General features: G+C 64.3%; 18 protein-coding genes. 15 read left to right on the forward strand and 3 right to left on the reverse strand.

The genetic code is table 11. The features are described from left to right. The first annotated feature begins 33 nt into the window (after window positions 1-33). The 7 genes from RTP54_RS12575 (at window position 34) to RTP54_RS12605 (ending at window position 9,784) form a co-directional block, all read left to right on the forward strand. Window positions 34-1,194 carry an acyl-CoA dehydrogenase family protein gene (locus RTP54_RS12575; RefSeq protein ID WP_312362986.1) on the forward strand — a complete coding sequence of 387 codons (1,161 nt, stop codon included), beginning with the start codon at window positions 34-36 and terminating at the stop codon, window positions 1,192-1,194. 222 nt (window positions 1,195-1,416) lie between these two features. Beyond that, window positions 1,417-3,486 (forward strand): acetate--CoA ligase family protein, encoded by a 2,070-nt coding sequence (locus RTP54_RS12580; protein WP_312362988.1) that lies wholly within the window; start codon window positions 1,417-1,419, stop codon window positions 3,484-3,486. A 4-nt stretch (window positions 3,487-3,490) separates the two neighbouring features. Next, on the forward strand, window positions 3,491-4,273 hold the full coding sequence (locus RTP54_RS12585; protein WP_112810351.1) for a carnitinyl-CoA dehydratase: 783 nt from the start codon (window positions 3,491-3,493) through the stop codon (window positions 4,271-4,273). Between the two features lie 337 nt (window positions 4,274-4,610). Continuing rightward, window positions 4,611-6,200 (forward strand): ABC transporter substrate-binding protein, encoded by a 1,590-nt coding sequence (locus RTP54_RS12590; protein WP_312362990.1) that lies wholly within the window; start codon window positions 4,611-4,613, stop codon window positions 6,198-6,200. Then, entirely contained in the window at window positions 6,200-7,315 is a 1,116-nt protein-coding gene (locus RTP54_RS12595; RefSeq protein ID WP_112818084.1) for an ABC transporter permease, read from the forward strand. The genes RTP54_RS12590 and RTP54_RS12595 overlap by 1 nt, the downstream gene beginning before the upstream one ends. Beyond that, window positions 7,312-8,139, forward strand: coding sequence for an ABC transporter permease (locus RTP54_RS12600; protein ID WP_112810354.1), 828 nt, complete (start codon window positions 7,312-7,314; stop codon window positions 8,137-8,139). The genes RTP54_RS12595 and RTP54_RS12600 overlap by 4 nt, the downstream gene beginning before the upstream one ends. A gap of 19 nt (window positions 8,140-8,158) precedes the next feature. Further along, a complete protein-coding gene (locus RTP54_RS12605; protein WP_112810355.1) occupies window positions 8,159-9,784 on the forward strand; it encodes an ABC transporter ATP-binding protein in 1,626 nt (541 codons plus the stop codon). 51 nt (window positions 9,785-9,835) lie between these two features. On the opposite strand, the gene RTP54_RS12610 is transcribed toward RTP54_RS12605, so the two are convergent. Both RTP54_RS12610 and RTP54_RS12615 read right to left on the reverse strand, forming a co-directional pair. Then, a complete protein-coding gene (locus RTP54_RS12610) occupies window positions 9,836-10,177 on the reverse strand; it encodes a PAAR domain-containing protein (RefSeq protein ID WP_312362993.1) in 342 nt (113 codons plus the stop codon). A 61-nt stretch (window positions 10,178-10,238) separates the two neighbouring features. After that, the gene (locus tag RTP54_RS12615; RefSeq protein WP_112810357.1) at window positions 10,239-11,033 is read right to left on the reverse strand and encodes a helix-turn-helix domain-containing protein; all 795 of its coding nucleotides are present in this window, start codon (window positions 11,031-11,033) and stop codon (window positions 10,239-10,241) included. 128 nt (window positions 11,034-11,161) lie between these two features. Here RTP54_RS12615 and RTP54_RS12620 point away from each other — a divergent pair, with 128 nt between their 5' ends. From RTP54_RS12620 to RTP54_RS12650, 7 genes are all read left to right on the forward strand, one after another. Then, the gene (locus RTP54_RS12620) at window positions 11,162-12,754 is read left to right on the forward strand and encodes an ABC transporter substrate-binding protein (RefSeq protein ID WP_312362995.1); all 1,593 of its coding nucleotides are present in this window, start codon (window positions 11,162-11,164) and stop codon (window positions 12,752-12,754) included. Between the two features lie 111 nt (window positions 12,755-12,865). Next, complete coding sequence (locus RTP54_RS12625; RefSeq protein ID WP_312362996.1) at window positions 12,866-14,860, forward strand: CocE/NonD family hydrolase; 1,995 nt, start codon at window positions 12,866-12,868, stop codon at window positions 14,858-14,860. Between the two features lie 66 nt (window positions 14,861-14,926). Next, entirely contained in the window at window positions 14,927-15,421 is a 495-nt protein-coding gene (locus tag RTP54_RS12630; RefSeq protein WP_112818040.1) for an HPP family protein, read from the forward strand. Then, the gene (locus RTP54_RS12635) at window positions 15,418-15,984 is read left to right on the forward strand and encodes a TetR/AcrR family transcriptional regulator (protein ID WP_312363000.1); all 567 of its coding nucleotides are present in this window, start codon (window positions 15,418-15,420) and stop codon (window positions 15,982-15,984) included. Before RTP54_RS12630 ends, RTP54_RS12635 begins: the two co-directional genes overlap by 4 nt. A gap of 134 nt (window positions 15,985-16,118) precedes the next feature. Further along, window positions 16,119-16,586, forward strand: coding sequence for an SRPBCC domain-containing protein (locus RTP54_RS12640; protein ID WP_312363002.1), 468 nt, complete (start codon window positions 16,119-16,121; stop codon window positions 16,584-16,586). 13 nt (window positions 16,587-16,599) lie between these two features. Next, window positions 16,600-18,174: an MFS transporter gene (locus tag RTP54_RS12645; protein ID WP_409517124.1), complete on the forward strand. Its 1,575-nt coding sequence runs from the start codon at window positions 16,600-16,602 to the stop codon at window positions 18,172-18,174. Between the two features lie 107 nt (window positions 18,175-18,281). Further along, the gene (locus RTP54_RS12650; RefSeq protein WP_312363006.1) at window positions 18,282-18,713 is read left to right on the forward strand and encodes a GFA family protein; all 432 of its coding nucleotides are present in this window, start codon (window positions 18,282-18,284) and stop codon (window positions 18,711-18,713) included. Here the strand turns inward: RTP54_RS12650 and RTP54_RS12655 are convergent, their stop codons facing one another. Next, on the reverse strand, window positions 18,714-19,115 hold the full coding sequence (locus RTP54_RS12655) for an ACT domain-containing protein (RefSeq protein ID WP_312363008.1): 402 nt from the start codon (window positions 19,113-19,115) through the stop codon (window positions 18,714-18,716). 208 nt (window positions 19,116-19,323) lie between these two features. Between RTP54_RS12655 and msrA the strand changes: the two genes are divergently transcribed. Continuing rightward, entirely contained in the window at window positions 19,324-20,028 is a 705-nt protein-coding gene (gene msrA / locus RTP54_RS12660; protein ID WP_312363261.1) for a peptide-methionine (S)-S-oxide reductase MsrA, read from the forward strand. Window positions 20,029-20,033: the final 5 nt, after the last annotated feature.

Genomic DNA, 20,033 nt, shown 5'->3' on the forward strand with positions numbered 1-20,033 from the left:
AGGACGCGCAAAACGAATTGCGAGGGAGAACACATGAATTTCGCACTGACCGAAGAGCAGCAGATGATCGTCGACACGGTCAGGAGCTTTGTCGAAACCGAAATCTATCCGCATGAGGATGAAGTCGAGCGCACCGGCATCGTGCCGCGCGAGCTCGGGCAGGATATCGCCCGCAAGTGCAAGGAACTCGGCTTCTTCGGCTGCAATTTTCCCGAAGAAGTCGGCGGCGCCGGGCTCGATCACGCCTCCTTCACGCTCGTCGAGCGCGAGCTTGGCCGCGGCTCTATGGGCCTCACCGTGTTCTTCGGCCGCCCCTCCGGCATCCTGATGGCCTGCAACGATGAACAGCGCGAGAAGTACCTGCTGCCGGCCGTCAAAGGTGACAAGTTCGACGCGCTTGCGATGACCGAGCCGGATGCCGGCTCCGACGTGCGCGGCATGAAGTGTTTTGCCCGCAAGGACGGCGACGACTGGATCGTCAACGGCACCAAGCATTTCATCAGCCACGCTGACATCGCCGATTTCGTCATCGTCTTCATCGCCACCGGCGAAGAGGACACGCCGCGCGGCCCGAAGAAGAAGATCACCTGCTTCCTCGTCGACCGCGGCACGCCGGGCTTCGAGATCCGCAAGGGCTACAATTCGGTCTCGCACCGCGGCTACAACAACTGCGTCCTGACCTTCGACGATTGCCGCCTGCCCTCCGCCCAGATCCTCGGTGAAGTGCACAAGGGCTTCGACGTCGCCAACGACTGGCTGTTTGCAACCCGGCTGACGGTGGCGGCGACCTCGGTCGGCCGTGCCCGCCGCGCCTTCGACTATGCGCTCAACTATGCCGCCGAGCGCAAGCAGTTCGGCAAGCCGATCGGCGCCAACCAGGGCGTCTCTTTCAAGCTCGCCGACATGATCACCGAGATCGACGCCGCCGACCTCCTGACACTGTCGGCCGCCTGGCGCCTCGACAACGGCCTGCCCTCCAACCGCGAGATCGCGTCCGCCAAGGTCTACGCTACCGAGATGCTCGCCCGCGTCACCGACGAGGCGATCCAGATTTTCGGCGGCATGGGCCTGATGGACGACCTGCCACTCGCCCGCTTCTGGCGCGACGCCCGCGTCGAGCGCATCTGGGACGGCACCTCCGAAATCCAGCGCCACATCATCAGCCGCGACCTGCTCCGGCCGCTGGGAGCGTGAGGGGATGATCGAGCAAGCCTCCTCTCCCACCCTCATTCCCGCGCTTGTTACGGGAATCCAGGTGCGGCATGTCCGTGCCGTGCAAGACCAGAACACGGCCGGCATTGGCGCCGTGAAAAAGAAAGCTTCTATCGGCTTGCCGACGCAAGCCGGCTGGATTCCTGTGACAAGCACAGGAATGAGGATGCCAGCGGACATGCGAGTAACGGAGTGCAAGACAGCATGATCCACGCTCCCCGTTCCCTCGACCGTCTGATCCGACCGAAATCCATCGCCGTCTTCGGCGGCAAGGAGGCGCGGCGGGTCATCGAACAATGCGACAAGATGGGCTTTGCCGGCGATATCTGGCCGGTGCATCCGCGCGAAGAGCAGATCCTCGGGCGCAAATGCTACCGCTCGGTGGCCGAATTGCCGGGTGCGCCGGATGCCTCCTTCGTCGGCGTCAACCGGCAGCTGACCATCGACATCATTGCCGCCCTTTCGGCACGCGGCGCCGGTGGCGCCGTCTGCTATGCCTCGGGCTTCCGCGAGGCGGCAAGCGAGCTCGACGACGGCAACGATATGCAGGACGCGCTGGTCAAGGCGGCCGGCACCATGCCGATCGTCGGCCCCAATTGCTACGGCTTCATCAACATGCTCGACGGCGCCCTGCTCTGGCCCGACCAGCATGGCATGCAGCGCGTCGACAAGGGCGTCGCCGTGCTGACGCAATCCTCAAACATCGCCTGCAACATCTCGATGCAGACCCGCGGCCTGCCGCTCGCCTACCTGATGACCGCCGGCAACCAGGCGCAGACCGGCCTTTCCGACATCGCCTGCGCTGTGCTCGAAGATCCGCGCGTGACCGCCGTTGGCCTGCATATCGAGGGTTTCGACAGCATTGCGAGCCTCGAGCGGCTGGCAAAGCGCGCCCGCGAGCTCGGCAAACCGGTGGTGACGCTCAAGGTCGGCAAGTCGGAGGCGGCCCAGCTTGCCACCGTCTCGCACACCGCCTCGCTTGCCGGCAACGACCGGGTCTCCTCGGCGCTGCTTGCCCGCCTCGGCATCGGCCGCGTCGACACGCTGCCGGCGCTCTTGGAAACGCTGAAGCTTTTGCATGTGGCCGGCCCCCTCGACAGCAACGAGATCTCCTCGATGAGCTGCTCGGGCGGCGAGGCCTCGCTGATGGCCGATGCCGGCGTACGCTACCGGGTGAACTATCGCGCGCTGCGCGACGAGCAGAAGAAGCCCCTCAAGGAAGCGCTCGGCGAGATGGTGACGATCGCCAACCCGCTCGACTACCACACCTTCGTCTGGGGCAACCGCGAGAAACAGACCGTAGCCTTCAGCGCCATGATGAAGGGCGGCTATGCGCTGAACCTCATCGTGCTCGATTTTCCCCGCCAGGACCGCTGCGACGCCGCCGACTGGGTGACGACCTGCGACGCGGTGATCGACGCGGCGAAGGCGACCGGCGCGCGCGCCGGCATCGTCGCGAGCCTCGGCGAAAACATGCCGGAACAGACGGCGCTGTCGCTGATGGCGGCCGGCGTCATCCCCTTCTTCGGGATAGACGAGGCGCTGGCGGCGGTCGAAACCGCGGCAGGCATCGGTGCCGCCTGGGCGAAACCAGCACCGCCGACACTGCTGAACGGCGGCGTTTCGGGCGGTGGCGGCAATTCGGTCACGCTCAGCGAACACGAAGCCAAGGCAGAGCTTGCGGCTTCCGGCCTGCGCATCCCGGCAGGCAGAACTGCATCGACGCCGCAGGACGCCGCCGCGGTTGCCGAAGGCCTCGGCTTTCCGGTCGTTCTGAAGGGTCTGGGCGTTGCCCACAAGACCGAGGCCGGCGCCGTCAAGCTGAACCTCGACAGCCGCGAGGCGGTGCTTGCGGCGGCGCAGGAAATGGCTTCCGTGGCGTCGGGCTATCTCGTCGAGAAGATGGTGGCAAAGCCGGTTGCCGAACTGATCATCGGCGCCATGCGCGACCCGGTGGCAGGTCCTGTGCTGACCATCGGGGCCGGCGGCATCCTCGTGGAACTGCTGGATGATTCCGCCATCCTGACGCTACCGACGACGCCGGAGCTTATCCGCGAGGCGATCGACGGCCTGAAGATCCGCAAGCTTCTCGACGGCTATCGTGGCGCACCGAAGGGCGATTTCGCAGCCCTTGCCGACGCTGTCGCCGCTGCAGCATCCTATGTCGTTTCAAACGCTTCAATGATCGAAGAACTCGATATCAATCCTTTGATGGTGTTACCGGAAGGCCATGGAGCCATTGCCGCCGACGCCCTGATCCGCCGGAGGAACTGACGCCATGACCGGACCGATCCTGACACGCCGCGAAGGCGGCATTCTGGAAGTGACGATCGACCGGCCGAAGGCAAACGCCATCGACCTGAAGACCAGCCGGATCATGGGCGAAATCTTCGCCGGCTTTCGCGATGACGACACGTTGCGTGTCGCCATCATCACCGGCGCCGGCGAGAAATTCTTCTGTCCGGGTTGGGATCTGAAGGCGGCAGCAGCCGGTGACGCGGTCGACGGCGACTACGGCATCGGCGGTTTCGGCGGCCTGCAGGAGCTGCGCGACCTTAACAAGCCGGTGATCGCCGCCGTCAACGGCATCTGCTGCGGCGGCGGCCTCGAAATCGCGCTGTCGACCGACCTTATCCTGGCGGCCGAGCACGCAACTTTCGCGTTGCCGGAAATCCGCTCCGGCACCGTTGCCGACGCCGCCTCGATCAAGCTGCCGAAGCGCATCCCCTATCACATCGCCATGGACATGCTTCTGACCGGCCGCTGGCTCGACGTCGTCGAGGCCAACCGCTGGGGTTTCGTCAACGAGATCCTGCCGGCCGACAAGCTGATGGCGCGCGCCTGGGAGCTCGCCCGGCTGCTCGAGAGCGGACCGCCGCTGGTTTACGCCGCCATCAAGGAAGTGGTGCGCGCAGCCGAAGGCGAGACCTTCCAGACGACGATGAACAAGATCACCCGCCGGCAGTTCAAGACCGTCGACATTCTCTATTCGAGCGAGGACCAGCTGGAGGGCGCAAAGGCTTTCGCCGAGAAGCGCGATCCGGTCTGGAAGGGGCGCTGACAGCAGCTGCGCCGGGCAGCGCAGGACCGACAACCGGCCGGTGAACCGGCAAAACGACGTGACGGAACGCGCGGGATCGTTTGCGTGCCGCCGAAGGCATTCCATAAGCCAGACTTATGGAAACAAATGATAATTTAGGACGTTACAAGGATCATCCAAGCGATTAGGCTTATCGATCTGAACCAGATGCGTCCGCCCGGGAAAGGAGAAACACCGCAATCGACGACGACGAATGGCCAAAACGGCCGATCCGAAAGCCACCCACCCGGTGGCGGTACGCAGCAATCTCTACCAACCACAACGAACGGCGAATGCCGACAAAGAAGGGAACAGGGGAATGAGCGATTACAAGGATTACCTCACGCGACAGGTCATGCTCGGCAAGATGAACCGGCGCGAATTTCTCGGACGCGCGGCTGCAGCCGGCATCCTCGCATCGACCGCAGGCACGCTGTTTGCCACGAGCGCTCAGGCACAGGAGCCCAAGCGCGGCGGCCATCTGAAACTCGGCCTCGAAGGCGCTGCCGCAACCGACAGCAAGGATCCGGCCAAGGCCCTGTCGCAGTTCATGTTCGTCGTCGGCCGCAACTGGGGCGACATGCTGGTCGAAAGCCACCCGACCACCGGCGCACCGGTGCCGGCGCTTGCCGAATCCTGGGAGCCATCGGCCGACGCTGCAACCTGGACCTTTGCCATCCGCAAGGGCGTGAAGTTCCATGACGGCAAGGAACTGACCCTCGACGACGTCATCAAGACACTGCAGCGCCACACCGACGAAAAATCGGAGTCCGGCGCGCTCGGCGTGATGAAGTCGATCAAGGAAATCAAGGCCGACGGCGACAAGCTGGTGCTGGTGCTGACGGAAGGCAACGCCGACCTGCCGCTGCTGTTGACCGACTACCACCTGATCATCCAGCCGAATGGCGGCCTCGATGCCCCCGATGCCATGATCGGCACCGGCCCCTTCAAGGTCGCGAGCTTCGAGGCAGGCGTTCGCGCCACCTTCGAGCGCAACGCCGACGACTGGCGCACGGATCGCGGCTTCGTCGATTCGGTCGAACTGATCGCGATGAACGATGCCACCGCCCGCATCGCCGCCCTTTCCTCCGGCCAGGTCCACTACATCAACCGCGTCGACCCGAAGACCGTCAACCTCCTGAAGAAGGCGCCGACCGTCGAGATCCTGAACACGTCGGGTCGCGGCCACTACGTCTTCATCATGCATTGCAATACGGCGCCGTTCGACAACAACGACCTGCGCATGGCGCTGAAATACGCCATGGACCGCGAGACCATGGTCCAGCGCATCCTCGGCGGCTACGGCAAGGTCGGCAACGACTTCCCGATCAACGACACCTATGCCCTCTTCCCCGAAGGCATCGAGCAGCGCGCCTACGACCCCGACAAGGCTGCCTTCCACTACAAGAAGTCGGGCCATAGCGGCTCGGTGCTCCTGCGCACATCCGACGTCGCCTTCCCCGGTGCCGTCGATGCGGCCGTTCTCTACCAGGAGAGCGCCAAGAAGGCCGGCATCGAGATCGAGGTCAAGCGCGAGCCGGGCGACGGCTACTGGACGAACGTGTGGAACGTCCAGCCCTTCTCGACATCCTACTGGGGCGGTCGCCCGACCCAGGACCAGATGTATTCGACGGCCTATCTGTCGACCGCCGACTGGAACGACACCCGTTTCCTGCGGCCCGACTTCGACAAGATCCTGCTCGAAGCCCGCGCCGAACTGGATGAGACCAAGCGCAAGGATATGTATCGCACCATGGCGATGACCGTGCGCGACGAAGGCGGCCTGATCCTGCCGATGTTCAACGACTTCGTGAACGCCTCCACCAAGCAGGTGAAGGGCTACGTCCACGATATCGGCAACGACATGTCGAACGGCTACGTTGCCACCCGCGTGTGGCTCGACGCCTGATGATGGAAAGCGGACCGCTGACTGGTCCGGTTCCGACGGATGGGACCGCGGATGGAGCACATCCGCGGTCTGCCGATCTTTCCGGTGTACCAGCAAAACCCAACCCCGCCGACGCCATGGGCGAAATCGGCGGCACCTTCTGGCGGCGTTTCACCTTTCGCCGTCCGCTCGCGGCGCTGATCCTGCAGCGCCTGGGCCTGAGCGTCGGCCTGCTTTTTGCGGTGTCGCTGATGATCTTTGGCGGCATCGAGGCGCTGCCCGGAGATTTCGCCACCACCTATCTCGGCCAGTCTGCAACGCCGCAGGCCGTCGAAAACATCCGTAAGGATCTCGGCCTCGACCGCCCCTGGAGCGAGCGTTATCTCTCCTGGCTCGGCGGCGCCGTCCAGGGCGATTTCGGCACCTCCTGGGCCAGCAAGAATTCGGTCGGCGAACAGATCGGCAAGCGCCTCGGCAATTCGCTGTTTCTCGCCTTCTTCGCGGCGATCGTCTCGGTGCCGCTTGCCGTCGGTCTCGGCATGCTCGCGGTACAGTTCCGCAACCGGCTGCCCGACAAGATCATCAACGTCGTCTCGCTCGCGGCCATCTCGCTGCCGGAGTTCTTCGTCGGTTACCTCCTGATCATGTTCTTCGCCGTCAAGTTCGGCGTCGCTACCTTCCCGGCAACCGTCTATGACAGCATGAGCTTCACCGAGCGTCTCTCGGCGATCGCCCTTCCCGTCGCGACCCTCGTGCTCGTCGTGCTCGCCCACATGATGCGCATGACGAGGGCGGCCATCCTCAATGTCATGTCGTCGGCCTATGTCGAGACGGCCGAGCTCAAGGGGCTCGGCATGTTCCGCATCATCGCCCGCCACGCAGCACCCAATGCCGTGGCGCCGGTCATCAACGTCATTGCGCTCAACCTTGCCTATCTCGTGGTCGGCGTCGTCGTCGTCGAGGTGGTGTTCGTCTATCCCGGCATGGGGCAATACATGGTGGATGCGGTGACCGTTCGAGACATGCCCGTGGTCCAGGCCTGCGGCCTGATCTTTGCGGCCTTCTACATCTTCCTCAACATGGCGGCCGACATCATCGCCATTCTCGCCAACCCGAGACTGAGGCATCCGCGATGAACCTGAGAGCCATCCCCTTGAGCGCCTGGATCGGCATTGCCGGCATCGCGATCGCGATCTTCTGCGCACTCTTTGCACCCGTCATCGCCCCCTTCGGCGAGCGCGACGTCGTCGGCGACGTCTGGCTTCCCGCCGGTGGCGACTTCCTGCTCGGCACCGACAATCTCGGTCGCGACCTGCTCTCGCGGCTCATCTATGGCGCCCGCACCACCATCTTCGTGGCGCTGGCGGCAACCGTTCTGTCCTTCTCGCTCGGCATGATCCTGTCGTTCACTGCGGCCGTCATGGGCGGTTTCGTCGATCAGGCCTTCTCGCGCTTCAACGACCTGATGATGGCGATCCCGACCTTGATCTTCGCCCTCGTCGTGCTCGCGGTGCTGCCGCAGCATCTGTGGATCCTGATCCTGGTCATGGCGGTGCTCGACAGTACCCGCGTCTTCCGCATCGGCCGGGCCGTCGCGCTCGACGTCGCGGTGATGGAGTTCGTCGAGGCGGCACGGTTGCGCGGCGAAGGCTCGCTCTGGATCATCTTCCGCGAGATCCTGCCCAACACGCTGTCGCCGCTCTTGGCCGAGTTCGGCCTGCGTTTCGCCTTCTCGATCCTCTTTCTCTCCACCCTCTCCTTCCTCGGCCTCGGCATACAGCCGCCGGCCGCCGACTGGGGCGGAATGGTCAAGGACAACAAGGACGGCATCATCTTCGGCATCTCGGCGGCCCTGATCCCGGGTGCGGCGATCGCGACGCTGGCAATCTGCGTCAATCTCGTGGTCGACTGGCTGATGAAGCGAACCTCCAGCCTGAAGGGAGGGCGCGGCGATGCCTGAAGCTCCATCTGCAAGAAAAATGCTCCTTTCCGTCCGGAACCTGAAGATCGAGGCGACCAGCTATCCCCCGGGTGAACCACCCAAAACCGTGACGCTGGTCGAGGGTGTGTCCTTCGACCTCGAAAAGGGCAAGGTGCTCGGCCTGATCGGCGAATCCGGCGCCGGCAAGTCGACCATCGGACTTTCCGCATTGGCCTATGGCCGCGGCGGCGTGCGCATCACCGGCGGCCAGGCCCTGCTCGACGGCAAGGACATCCTGACGCTCGACAAGACCGGCATCCGCTCGATCCGCGGCGCCCGCGTCTGCTATGTCGCGCAATCGGCAGCAGCAGCCTTCAACCCGGCCCACAAGCTCGGCGACCAGGTGATCGAGGCATCGCTGCGCCACGGCATCATGAACCGGGAAGAGGCAAAGAAACGCGCGCTCTATCTGTTCCGGGTGCTGGGGCTGCCCAATCCGGAAACCTTTGGCGACCGCTACCCGCACCAGGTCTCCGGCGGCCAGCTTCAGCGGGCGATGACCGCGATGGCACTCTGCCCCAATCCGGAGCTGATCGTCTTCGACGAGCCGACGACCGCGCTCGACGTTACCACCCAGATCGACGTGCTTGCCGCCATCAAGCACGCGATCGAGGAAACGCACACGGCCGCACTCTACATCACCCACGATCTCGCGGTGGTCGCCCAGATCTCCGACGACATCATGGTGCTGCGCCATGGCAAGACGGTCGAATATGGCACCACCCAGCAGATCATCGAAGCGCCGAAAGAAGACTATACCCGGGCGCTGGTCAGCGTGCGCCAGACCAAGCGCGACGAGGCACCGGATCAGACCGGAACGCAACTGAAGATCGAGCATGTCAGCGCCGGCTACGCCAATGGCTTCAAGGTGCTGCACGACGTCTCCATGCATCTGCCCAAGGGCCAGACGCTGGCGATCGTCGGCGAAAGCGGCTCGGGCAAGTCGACGCTGGCGCGCGTCATCACCGGGCTCCTGCCGCCGACCGAAGGCCGTATCACCTTCGAAGGCAAGGAACTGCCACGGGCGCTGAAGGGCCGCAGCAATGACGAGCTGCGCCGGATCCAGATGATCTACCAGATGGCCGATACCGCGATGAACCCGCGCCAGACGGTGCGCGACATCGTCGGCCGACCGCTGTCCTTCTATTTCGGCATGCATGGCGCCAAGAAGACGGCGCGGGTGAAGGAACTGCTCGACCAGATCGAGATGGGAACGCGCTTCCTCGATCGCTATCCGGCCGAGCTTTCCGGCGGCCAGAAGCAGCGCGTCGCCATTGCCCGGGCGCTCGCCGCAGAGCCGGACCTGATCCTGTGCGACGAGCCGACCTCGGCGCTCGACCCGCTGGTGGCCGAAGGCATCTTGAATCTGCTTTTGAAGCTTCAGGAGGAAACCGCTGTTTCCTATGTCTTTATCACCCACGACATCGCCATCGTCCGGGCGATCGCCGACAGCGTTGCGGTGATGCATCGCGGCAAGCTCGTGCGCTTCGGGCCGAAGTCGAAGGTGCTGGCGCCGCCCTTTGACGACTATACCGACCTGTTGCTGAAATCCGTGCCGGAGATGGAAATCGGCTGGCTGGAGCGGGTGCTGAAGACGCGCCGCATGGAAAGTGCTGGCAACTGAGGACCGACACCGTTTCCCCTCCCGGCTCGCCGGGAGGGGAGATACCGGCGATCATTTCGCCTTGCAGGCGACATCGCCCAGCCGCTGCGCCGCCTGGCCTTCGAAGGTCACCGTCGGTTCCCCCTTGGCGGTGCAATCTCCCGCCGCACCACTGCCGGCACGAAAATGCACGACCGGCTGCCCCTCGATCATGATGCTCGGCACCACCTCGTAAAGCTCCGGCGGGCAGTTGGCGACATCGGAAAGCCTGAGCGCCGGCTGGCCGCCGATCATGACGCTGGTGGATCCTGACAGCGCGCAGGCCGGAATGGGCGGGCGCGCGTCCTCTGCACCAGACGGCACGGCCGAGGCTGCAAACAGACATGCTGACAGGGCGATAGCGGCAATTTTCATCGGCGTCCCTTCTCTCGAAGCACTCGGGCAATGTTAGGGCGACGACACCGATGCCGCCACCTCAATAATCGGTCGGCACGCTCAAAATATTCGCCTCCGGCGTCTCGAAAAAGGCCCTGACCGTGGCAGGCAACTGCCGCGATCCGGCAGCCACGACGCCGCAGCGCGACAGCATCTGCCGCAGATCCGGCTCCTGTCCGAGCGTGCGCCAGATCATCCGCGAGGCATAGGGCAGGTTCTCCTTGCGCCAGGACACGCCCATGGTTGTGCCTCGCAGATAGACGCGCTGGTGCACCTCGAACGGCATCAGGATCGTCTGCGACAGCATCGGCTGCCGGCCGACGCTGCGCTCGGCGATGAAGATCCGGTTGCGCCACAGGGTAACGAGGCCGACATATTTGGAGAACTGCTGGATCTCGTTGGTGGCATCGCGGATGCGCTCGATCGATTTCACCCGGATCGAGCCGCTCTCTTCATGAATGCGGGCGCAGGAGCAGACGACGCGCCCCGGCCAGGACGGCGATTGGTGATAGGTCTGGTAGTAGCCGACATGGCGGCGAAGGCCCGCGAGATCGCCGGGAAAACCTTCCAGCAGCAGCCCCGCTTCCGATCGATCGCGGCCGGGCCGCACCAGGCGGGCCTCGAACAGTTTCGACGACAGCGAAAAATCCTGTGCCTGCAGCCCGAAGAAGCCGGCGATGCGCGCGACATTGTGCGCCGAGGGCCGCGCCTCGCCGCTGATATAGCGGTTGAACTGCTGGCGGTTGATGCCGATTTCGCGGCAGATCTGGGAGATCGAGCGCCGCGTCGCGCAGGCAAAACGAAGATTGGCGGCAAACAGGTCGGCGTCGTGCACGATGGTTCTCCAGAACGGAATGCCAGATAGCGTAAAGTCGCGTAAGATAGCGTCAAGTCGCGAAATTGTGTGACCTGTGTCAGGCGTTAGGTTTTCTCAGGAAACAACACTTCAGAGGGAACCTGCACATGAGCGATTTCACCAAGCGTCCCGACGGCCTGATCGTGCCCGCCGGCATCAACCGCCGCGGCTTTCTCGCGGGCACCGCAGCGCTCGGTCTGGCGGCGGGTTTTGGCGGTACGTTGCTGGCAGCGGGCGATGCGCGCGCAGAGGAGCCGAACCGCGGCGGTCATTTGAAGCTCGGCCTGAAAGGCGGCGCCACCACCGACACGCTCGATCCCGCCGGCTACAGCGGTTCGGTCTCCTTCGTCATCGGCCATCTCTGGGGCGACACGCTGGTCGAGTCCGATCCGAAGACCGGCGCGCCGCTGCCGGCATTGGCCGAATCCTGGGAGCCCTCGGCGGACGCATCGCAGTGGACCTTCAAGATCCGTAGCGACGTCAGCTTCCACGACGGCAGCAAGATGACGATCGCCGATGTCATCGCCACGCTGAAGCGGCATTCGGACGAAGGCTCGAAGTCGGGTGCGCTCGGCCTGATGCGCTCGATCAAGGCCATCGAGGAGAAGGCAGGCGCGCTGGTGCTGACGCTGACCGAAGGCAACGCCGACCTGCCGCTGCTTCTGACCGACTATCACCTGATCATCCAGCCGCGCGGCGGCGTCGACAATCCCGCCTCGCCCATCGGCACCGGCCCCTACAAGCTTGCAAGCTACGAGGCGGGCCTACGCTCGACATTCGAGAAGAACACCAATGACTGGCGCCAGGATCGCGGCTTCGTCGACAGCGTCGAGATCATCGTGATGAACGACACGACGGCGCGCATCGCAGCACTCTCCTCCGGCCAGGTGCATTTCATCAACAACATCGACCCGAAGACCGTGCCGCTCCTGAAGCGCGCGCCGCGCGTCGAGATCCTGCGGACCGCCGGCAAGGGTTTCTACAGCTTCCTGATGCATTGCGACACGGCCCCCTTCGACAACAACGATTTGCGGCTGGCACTGAAATACGCCGTCGATCGCCAGGCCATCCTCGATCGGGTCGTCGGCGGGTTCGGTACGCTCGGCAACGACTACCCTGTCAACGAGAACTATGCGCTGGCGCCCGAGGGCATCGAGCAGCGCGCCTATGACCCCGACAAGGCCGCCTTCCACTTCAAGAAGTCGGGCCACGACCGGCCGATCCTCTTGCGCACCTCGGATGCCGCCTTCCCCGGCGCAATCGATGCCGCCGTCCTGTTTCAGGAAAGCGCCAAGAAGGCCGGCATCGAGCTCGAGGTTCGCCGCGAGCCGGAGGATGGCTACTGGACCAATGTCTGGAACGTCCAGCCCTTCTGCGCGTCCTACTGGGGCGGCCGCCCGACACAGGATTCGCGCTACTCCACCTCCTATCTCTCCAGCGCCGAGTGGAACGACACCCGCTTCAAGCGCGAAGATTTCGACAAGCTGCTGCTCCAGGCCCGCGCGGAACTCGACGATGCCAAGCGCAAGGAGATGTACCGCACGATGGCGATGACCGTGCGCGACGAAGGCGGCCTGATCCTGCCGGTGTTCAACGACTACGTGAACGCCGCCACCGCATCGCTGAAGGGCTTCGTGCACGACATCGGCAACGATCTTTCGAACGGCTACGTCGCCAGCCGCGTCTGGTTCGACAGCTAAGACGGCGGCTTTTTTGGCAGTCAGAGTAAGAAACAGGTCATTTCCGGCAAAAGCGCGTGGCGGTTGTGCCGGAAATGCCTGAAAACCATGAGAATGAGCGGAACAAGCGATATGTCAGACCGTGACTTCACCCTGATCGAGAACGAGTGGATCCGATTGAAGGACGGCACCCGCCTAGCCGCCCGGATCTGGATGCCCGCAGGCACGGATGCCGATCCGGTTCCCGCCGTCCTCGAATACCTGCCTTACCGCAAGCGCGGCGGCACGAGCCTGCGCGATGAATCGACCTATCCGGTGTTTGCCGGCGCCGGCATTGCCGGCGTGCGCGTCGACATCCGGGGCTCGGGCGAAAGCGACGGCGTCATCGACGGCGAATATACGCCGCGCGAACTCGCCGATGGCTGCGAGATCATCGAATGGATCGCCGCCCAGCCCTGGTCGAACGGCAAGGTCGGCATGATGGGCATCTCCTGGGGCGGCTTCAACTGCCTGCAGGTGGCGGCGCTGAAGCCGCCTGCACTGAAAGCCGTCATTTCCATCGCCTCGACGGTCGACCGCTACAATGACGACATCCATTACAAGAACGGCTGCCATCTCTCCGCCCAGCTTTCCTGGGCGGCGACGATGCTCGCCTATCAGTCGCGCTCGCCGGACCCTGAAATCGTCGGCGACCGCTGGAAGGAAATGTGGCTCGAACGCCTGGAAAACGAGCCCTACTTCATGGAGGAGTGGCTTGAGCACCAGCGCCGCGACGCCTTCTGGCAACACGGCTCGATCGCAGATGACTTTGACAGCTTCGACACGCCGGCGCTCGTCATCGCCGGCTGGGCCGACGGATATCGCAACACGCCGCTCAAAGCCGCCGATGGCCTGGGCTCCAAGGCCAAGGCGATGATCGGCCCCTGGGTGCACAAATATCCGCATTTCGCCTGGCCGAAGCCACGCGCCGATTTCCACGGCGAGGCGATCCGCTGGTGGAACCGCTGGCTGCGCGACGAGAACAACGGCGCCGAGGGCGGGCCGCAGGTGCGCGCCTATATCCTCGACGGTCCGCGCCCGGCTGTCAGGCGCGACAATGACCCGGGCCGCTGGGTCGCCAAGGATGTCTGGCAGACGCCGGAAATGCAGGTTCTCGGCGTCACGCTCGACGGCCGACTGGCCGTCAACACCAACGGCAAGGGCATCGGCGACGTCTATCTGAAGTCGCCGCTCGACACCGGCACCGCGTCTGGCGAATATTTCACGCTCAAGCCCGATGCCGAAATGGCCGGCGACCAGCGCATCGACGATGCCGGTGCGCTGACCTTCGAAACGCGGCCGCTGCTGGAGGCTGAGGATTATCTCGGTCAGGCACGCGTCTCCGTCGACATCACCTGCGGCGCCGATATCGCCAACCTCGTCGCCCGCATCGTCGACGTGCATCCGGACGGCACCTCCACCCGCATCGCCTTCGGCGTTCTGAACCTGGCGCACCGCGACGGCAATGCCGAACCCCGGGCGATGGAAAAGGGCCGCAAGACACGGATCACGCTTGCGCTCGACGCCTGCGGCTATCGCGTGCGCGCCGGCCACCGCATCCGGCTGTCGCTATCGACCTCCTACTGGCCGATGATCCTGCCGCCGCCGAGCGATCCCGGCCTGACGATCGACACGGCCTCTCTGTCGCTTTCGCTTCCCTTGCTTGGAGAGCACGCTGAGATCGTCGTGCCCGAGCCGGAAAACCCCGATCCGCTGCCGAAATACATCGAGCGCACAGCCGGTAGCACCAGCCGCACCGTCGAGCGCGACATGAGCAATGGCGTCACCCACTACCGGATCTACGAGGATGGCGGCTTGAGCGAGCACCCCGATACCGGGCTCGCAACGCAGGACATTCGCGACGAGACCTGGTCGATTGCCGCCGACGATCCGCATTCGATGGTCGGCACCTCGACCTGGACCTGCATTGCCCGGCGCGAAGGCTGGTCGGTGCGCACCGTCTCGACCTCGGTGCTCACCTGCGACGCCAAGGACTGGATCACCGAAGCCAAGATCGTCGCCTATGAAAACGACGCGCCGATCTTCGAAAAGAGCTTTGCCAAACGGGTTGCGCGCGATCTGATGTAACGCCGCCTTGACAACAAGCGCGCATGACTGTACCAATCGGTAAACAATTTACCGATTGGTACAGTCATGCGCCATTTCTTCTTTCGTCACCAGCCCGCAATCCAGATCGGCCGTGGCCTGATCGCCGGCATCGGCGGTCTTGTCGCCATCGCCGCCGTCGGCGCGCTCACCAACATCGTCGGCGAGCCATTGCTGATGGCACCGTTCGGTGCCAGTTGCGTGCTGATCTTCTCGGTGGCGGCAAGCCCGCTGTCGCAACCCGCCAACGTCGTCGGCGGCCATCTGGTCGCGACATTCGTCGGCCTCGTCCTGCGCGCGCTCCTGCCTAACGAATGGTGGGCGGTCGGCCTTGCCGTTGGTGCTGCGATCGCGCTGATGGCGGCGCTGCGCATCACCCATCCGCCGGCCGGCGCCAATCCGCTGGTGGTCTTTGCCAGCGACCCCGGCTTCGACTTCCTCATCTTCCCCGTGCTCACCGGTTCGCTGATCCTGGTCGCAGTCGGCACGCTGTTTCATCGGTTCGGCAAGGTCGAGTATCCACTGCAAAGGAAACCCGCATGAGCCGCGTCGTCGCCGAACGCCAGGACGTCATCGCCACGCTCGCGGAGGTCTTTCGCGAGCACGGCTATGACGGAGCGAGCCTTAGCCTGATCACCGAGAAGACCGGGCTCGGCAAGGGCAGCCTCTATCACTTCTTTCCCCGCGGGAAGGAGGAGATGGCCGAGGCCGTGCTTGCCGATATCGCCTCATGGTTCCAGACCCACATCTTCGACCGGCTGAACGGCGATGACAGGCCGGCCGCCGCCGTGGACGACATGTTTGCGGCCGTCGACGGCTATTTTCGTCAGGGCCGCCGCCTCTGCCTGATGGGCGTCATTGCCGCAAGCGGCGCCCATGATCGCTTCTCCGTCGAGCTCAACCGCTACTTCGTCGAGTGGCGTGCGGCGCTGGCCGCAGCGCTCGGCCGCCGGGGTATCGCCGAAGGAGACCGACAGGCGCTGGCCGAGGAGGTGATCGGCGGCATCCAGGGCGCGCTCATTCTTGCCCGCAGCCTCGATGATCCCGAAGCCTTCGGCCGGGTGCTGGCCCGTCTGAGGACCCGCTGCCAACCGTCGCCGAACTGACAAAAATCAGCTCGCAAGCGCCTCCTGCCTTGACAATTCGGCGCGCGCGCAGTTATTAACCGACGAGTTAAATAACTTTCGAGTTAAAGAACGGCCGCGCATGACGATTGCGCTGGCCACTGGAGGAGTTCGTCATGGCATTGACCGGTGAAAGCGCGTCGCGCGAACACAGACTGAGCCTTGAGATCACCAGGATCTTCGACGCGCCGCGCAGTCTGGTGTTCAAGGTCTGGTCGACGCCCGAGCATGCCTTGCGTTGGTGGGGACCGCGCAACTTCACAGCCCATTCCATGAAGATGGACTTCCGCCCCGGTGGCGCCTGGCGCGGCTGCATCCGCTCGCCCGAGGGCCGCGACTATTGGATGGGCGGCGTCTATCGCGAGGTGATCGCGCCGGAAAAGCTCATCTTCACCTTCGCCTGGGACGAGGACAACGAACCGGGGGCCGATACGCTGGTCACGGTCTCCTTCACCGATGTCGGCGGCAAGACGCGCCTGACCTTCCACCAGACCCCGTTCGACAGCGCAGACGAGCGCGACTCGCACCAGGAAGGCTGGGGCGAGTGCCTCGAAAGACTGCAGGAGTATGTTTGCAATGTCTGAGACACGCGACAGCATGAACGCCGCACCCGGCCCGAAGGCCACACGGCGTGAGTGGATCGGCCTTGCCGTCCTCGCCCTGCCCTGCATGCTCTATTCGATGGACCTGACGGTCCTGAACCTGGCCGTGCCGCAGCTGACCGAGCAGATGAAACCCTCGGCATCGCAGCTCCTGTGGATCGTCGACATCTACGGTTTCATGGTGGCGGGCTCGCTGATCACCATGGGCACGCTCGGCGATCGCATCGGCCGGCGCCGGCTCTTGATGATCGGCTCCGTCGCCTTCGGCATCGCCTCGGTGCTCGCCGCCTTCGCCTGGAGCGCGGAGACGCTGATCCTGGCGCGCGCCATCCTTGGCGTCGCCGCCGCCACGCTCGCACCCTCGACACTGTCGCTGATCCGCAACATGTTCCTCGACGACAAGCAGCGCACATTGGCGATCGGCATCTGGATCGCCAGTTTCTCGGCCGGCGGCGCCATCGGCCCCGTGGTCGGCGGTCTGATGCTGTCGCAGTTCTGGTGGGGGTCAGTCTTCCTGTTGGCGGTGCCGGTGATGATCCTGCTCCTGATCCTCGGCCCGATGCTGCTGCCGGAATTCCGCGATCCCAATGCCGGCCGGCTCGATCTGGTTAGCGCAGGGCAATCCCTCGTGGCCGTCCTCTCGGTGATCTACGGCATGAAGCGCATCGCAGAAGACGGCGTCGACGTGACCGCCGTGGTCTTCATCCTGCTCGGGTTCACCGTCGCCATCCTGTTTGCCAGGCGCCAGAGCCGGCTTGCCGATCCGCTGATCGACCTTGCCCTGTTCAGGACGCCGGCCTTCAGCGCGGCGCTCGGCGTCAACATCCTAGGCCTCTTCGTCGGCTTCGGCGCCTTCCTGTTCGTGGCGCAGTACCTGCAGCTCGTGCTTGGCCTGTCGCCGTTCGTGGCCGGTCTCTGGTCGGTGCCGACGGGTGTTGCCATGGTGCTCGGCTCGATCCTCGTGCCGTCTCTGGCCGCACGTTACGCGCCCTCCAACCTGATTGCGGGCGGCTTCGTCCTGACCGCCATCGGCTTTGCCATCTGCACCCAGGTCGAAACCACGAGCAGCCCGCTGCTCGTGACGACGGGCCTCGTCGTGCTCTGCCTCGGCTTTGCGCCCGTCGGCACGCTGACGACGGACCTGATCGTCGGATCCGCCCCACCGGAGCGCGCCGGCGCCGCCTCGGCGATCTCGGAAACCAGCTTCGAATTCGGCGGCGCGCTCGGCATCGCCGTGCTCGGCAGCATGTTGACCTCAGCCTATCGCAGCCGCATGGACGAGGTGGTGGTAACCGGCGTTCCCGAAGAAACCGTAGCGACCGCACGCCAGACACTCGGCGGCGCCGTTGCGATCGCCGAGCAGCTTCCGGGCGACCAGTCCGCGCGGCTCTTGTCGGCCGCCCGCGACGTGTTCACCAACTCCTTCGCCTTCACCGCATCGATCTGCGTCGCCCTCTCGCTGCTGACGGCGCTGCTTGCCTTCCTGCTTCTGCGCAAGGCGACCGACGACGGCGCCGACAACGATCCTGTTGTCGCCGACGATACGGAAATCTCGGCCAAGGCCGGATAGCCCGGAAAGCCACCGCCTAGCCACGCATCGACATGCACCCTGGCAGTGTCCTCCCCGGTCGCAAGTCCGGGGCCAGGCGACGCCTGCCCAACGACTGGAGAGCTCCGATGAAAAAGCCCTATCGTGGCAGCTGCCACTGCGGCGCCGTTACATTCGAATGCCAGCTCGATTTTGCCGAAGGCATCCGCCGCTGCAATTGCAGCTTCTGCGCCAAGACACGCATGCAGAAATCCTTCGCGCTTCGCGATGAGTTCGCGATCACCAGTGGCAAGGAAGCGCTGACGAGCTATCGAGCGGTGCCATCGAACTGGCGCGAGGGCGACGTCGATCACTATTTCTGCAACCGCTGCGGCGTCAGGCCGTTTTCCCGCGGCTATCTCGAGGATTTTCTCGGCCACTTCTATGCCGTCAACGTCGCCTGCCTCGACGGCGTCAGCGACGAGGAGCTGGGCACGGCCCCGATCATCTACGAGAACGGCCGCCACGACGATTACGAAAACCCGCCGGCCGACATCCGCTTCATGGGATCGGCGGCATGATTACGCCGGGCTCAGTGCCCTGAGCGCTGCAAGCGCCCGCTCGGCGTCCGCCTTCGGCAGGAAGATGTGGTCGTGATAATAGGCCGCAACGACATTGGCGCTGATGCCTTCGCGCGTCAGCGCGGTGGCCACGGCCGCCGTCAAACCGACGGCTTCGAGCGCGGAATGCACGTTGAGCGTGATGCGGGCGAGCACGGGGCCATAGGTGAGGTCAGCCGCATCGGCCGCATGACGCTCCAGGATCAATGTCACCCCCTCGTCCTCTCGATAGGTGGCAAGCGGCGCGAGCGACATATAGCGCTGCGCCTCGTCATGGGGCACGGTGCAATAGACGTAGGTTTGCGGAAACAACACCGGCGCCATCGTCGCCAGCAACTTCGCAAGATCCGTTTCCCCAGCCATCGTCCCTCCTCCGGAATATCCCTGGTCACCGCTCAACGCGATCACACCGCCATTCGTCTGGTAGCGGATCGTCACATTGCCGTGAAGCACGCGTTTGCGATTTGCTTTCGAAGGGTCTGGCGAAAAGCATGGGAGCATCACGGCCGCCGCCCGACCGCGGCAAGGGAACCGACCGATGGTTGCAGAACGCGATATGCATCCGCTCTCCATGAAGACCAGCCGCCGCTTGCGGCGGATCGCTTGTGCCATTGCGCTCGGCGCGACGCTTTCCATTTCAGCAGTGGCAAAGGCCGCGGAACCGGCCGTGTCCATTCCGCCGCCATCGCTGGACGAGAAGGCGGTGAGCGGATCGGAGACCGCCGTCTTTGCCGGCGGCTGCTTCTGGGGCGTGCAGGGCGTGTTCCAGCATGTGAAGGGTGTCCGCAAGGCGGTCTCCGGCTATGCCGGCGGCAAAAGCAGTACGGCATCCTACGAGGCCGTCAGCAATGGCGACACCGGCCATGCGGAATCGGTGGAGGTGACCTATGACCCGGGCCAGGTGAGTTACGGAAAGCTGCTGCAGATCTTTTTCTCGGTCGGCCATAACCCGACGCAGCTGAACTACCAGGGACCGGATCACGGCACGCAGTACCGCTCGGCTCTCTTCGTCGCGACGCCGGAGCAAAGGAAGATCGCCGAGACCTATATCGCCGAACTCGGCAAATCCCGCGTGTTCCCGGCCGAAATCGTCACCGAAATCACGCCCCTCAAGGGCTTCTATGCCGCCGAGGCCTACCACCAGGATTTCCTGACGCGCAATCCGACCTATCCCTACATCGTCTACAACGACATGCCGAAGATCGAGAGCCTGCGCCAACTGTTCCCGCAGAGTTTCCGCGCCAACCCGGTGCTGGTGCTCAAGGCAAAGAGTTAGCGTAA

This window comes from Ensifer sp. (assembly GCF_031989085.1).
Taxonomy (GTDB): domain Bacteria; phylum Pseudomonadota; class Alphaproteobacteria; order Rhizobiales; family Rhizobiaceae; genus Ensifer.

What these genes read in the sequence shown, in the direction of transcription:
- RTP54_RS12625 (WP_312362996.1), top strand. Translation starts at nt 12,866, where the DNA reads ATGTCAGACCGTGACTTCACCCTGATCGAGAACGAGTGGATCCGATTG.
- RTP54_RS12575 (WP_312362986.1), top strand. Translation starts at nt 34, where the DNA reads ATGAATTTCGCACTGACCGAAGAGCAGCAGATGATCGTCGACACGGTC.
- RTP54_RS12630 (WP_112818040.1), top strand. Translation starts at nt 14,927, where the DNA reads ATGCGCCATTTCTTCTTTCGTCACCAGCCCGCAATCCAGATCGGCCGT.
- RTP54_RS12600 (WP_112810354.1), top strand. Translation starts at nt 7,312, where the DNA reads ATGAACCTGAGAGCCATCCCCTTGAGCGCCTGGATCGGCATTGCCGGC.
- msrA (WP_312363261.1), top strand. Translation starts at nt 19,324, where the DNA reads ATGAAGACCAGCCGCCGCTTGCGGCGGATCGCTTGTGCCATTGCGCTC.
- RTP54_RS12580 (WP_312362988.1), top strand. Translation starts at nt 1,417, where the DNA reads ATGATCCACGCTCCCCGTTCCCTCGACCGTCTGATCCGACCGAAATCC.
- RTP54_RS12610 (WP_312362993.1), bottom strand. Translation starts at nt 10,177, where the DNA reads ATGAAAATTGCCGCTATCGCCCTGTCAGCATGTCTGTTTGCAGCCTCG.
- RTP54_RS12585 (WP_112810351.1), top strand. Translation starts at nt 3,491, where the DNA reads ATGACCGGACCGATCCTGACACGCCGCGAAGGCGGCATTCTGGAAGTG.
- RTP54_RS12595 (WP_112818084.1), top strand. Translation starts at nt 6,200, where the DNA reads ATGATGGAAAGCGGACCGCTGACTGGTCCGGTTCCGACGGATGGGACC.
- RTP54_RS12635 (WP_312363000.1), top strand. Translation starts at nt 15,418, where the DNA reads ATGAGCCGCGTCGTCGCCGAACGCCAGGACGTCATCGCCACGCTCGCG.
- RTP54_RS12620 (WP_312362995.1), top strand. Translation starts at nt 11,162, where the DNA reads ATGAGCGATTTCACCAAGCGTCCCGACGGCCTGATCGTGCCCGCCGGC.
- RTP54_RS12640 (WP_312363002.1), top strand. Translation starts at nt 16,119, where the DNA reads ATGGCATTGACCGGTGAAAGCGCGTCGCGCGAACACAGACTGAGCCTT.
- RTP54_RS12645 (WP_409517124.1), top strand. Translation starts at nt 16,600, where the DNA reads ATGAACGCCGCACCCGGCCCGAAGGCCACACGGCGTGAGTGGATCGGC.
- RTP54_RS12590 (WP_312362990.1), top strand. Translation starts at nt 4,611, where the DNA reads ATGAGCGATTACAAGGATTACCTCACGCGACAGGTCATGCTCGGCAAG.
- RTP54_RS12655 (WP_312363008.1), bottom strand. Translation starts at nt 19,115, where the DNA reads ATGGCTGGGGAAACGGATCTTGCGAAGTTGCTGGCGACGATGGCGCCG.
- RTP54_RS12650 (WP_312363006.1), top strand. Translation starts at nt 18,282, where the DNA reads ATGAAAAAGCCCTATCGTGGCAGCTGCCACTGCGGCGCCGTTACATTC.
- RTP54_RS12605 (WP_112810355.1), top strand. Translation starts at nt 8,159, where the DNA reads ATGCTCCTTTCCGTCCGGAACCTGAAGATCGAGGCGACCAGCTATCCC.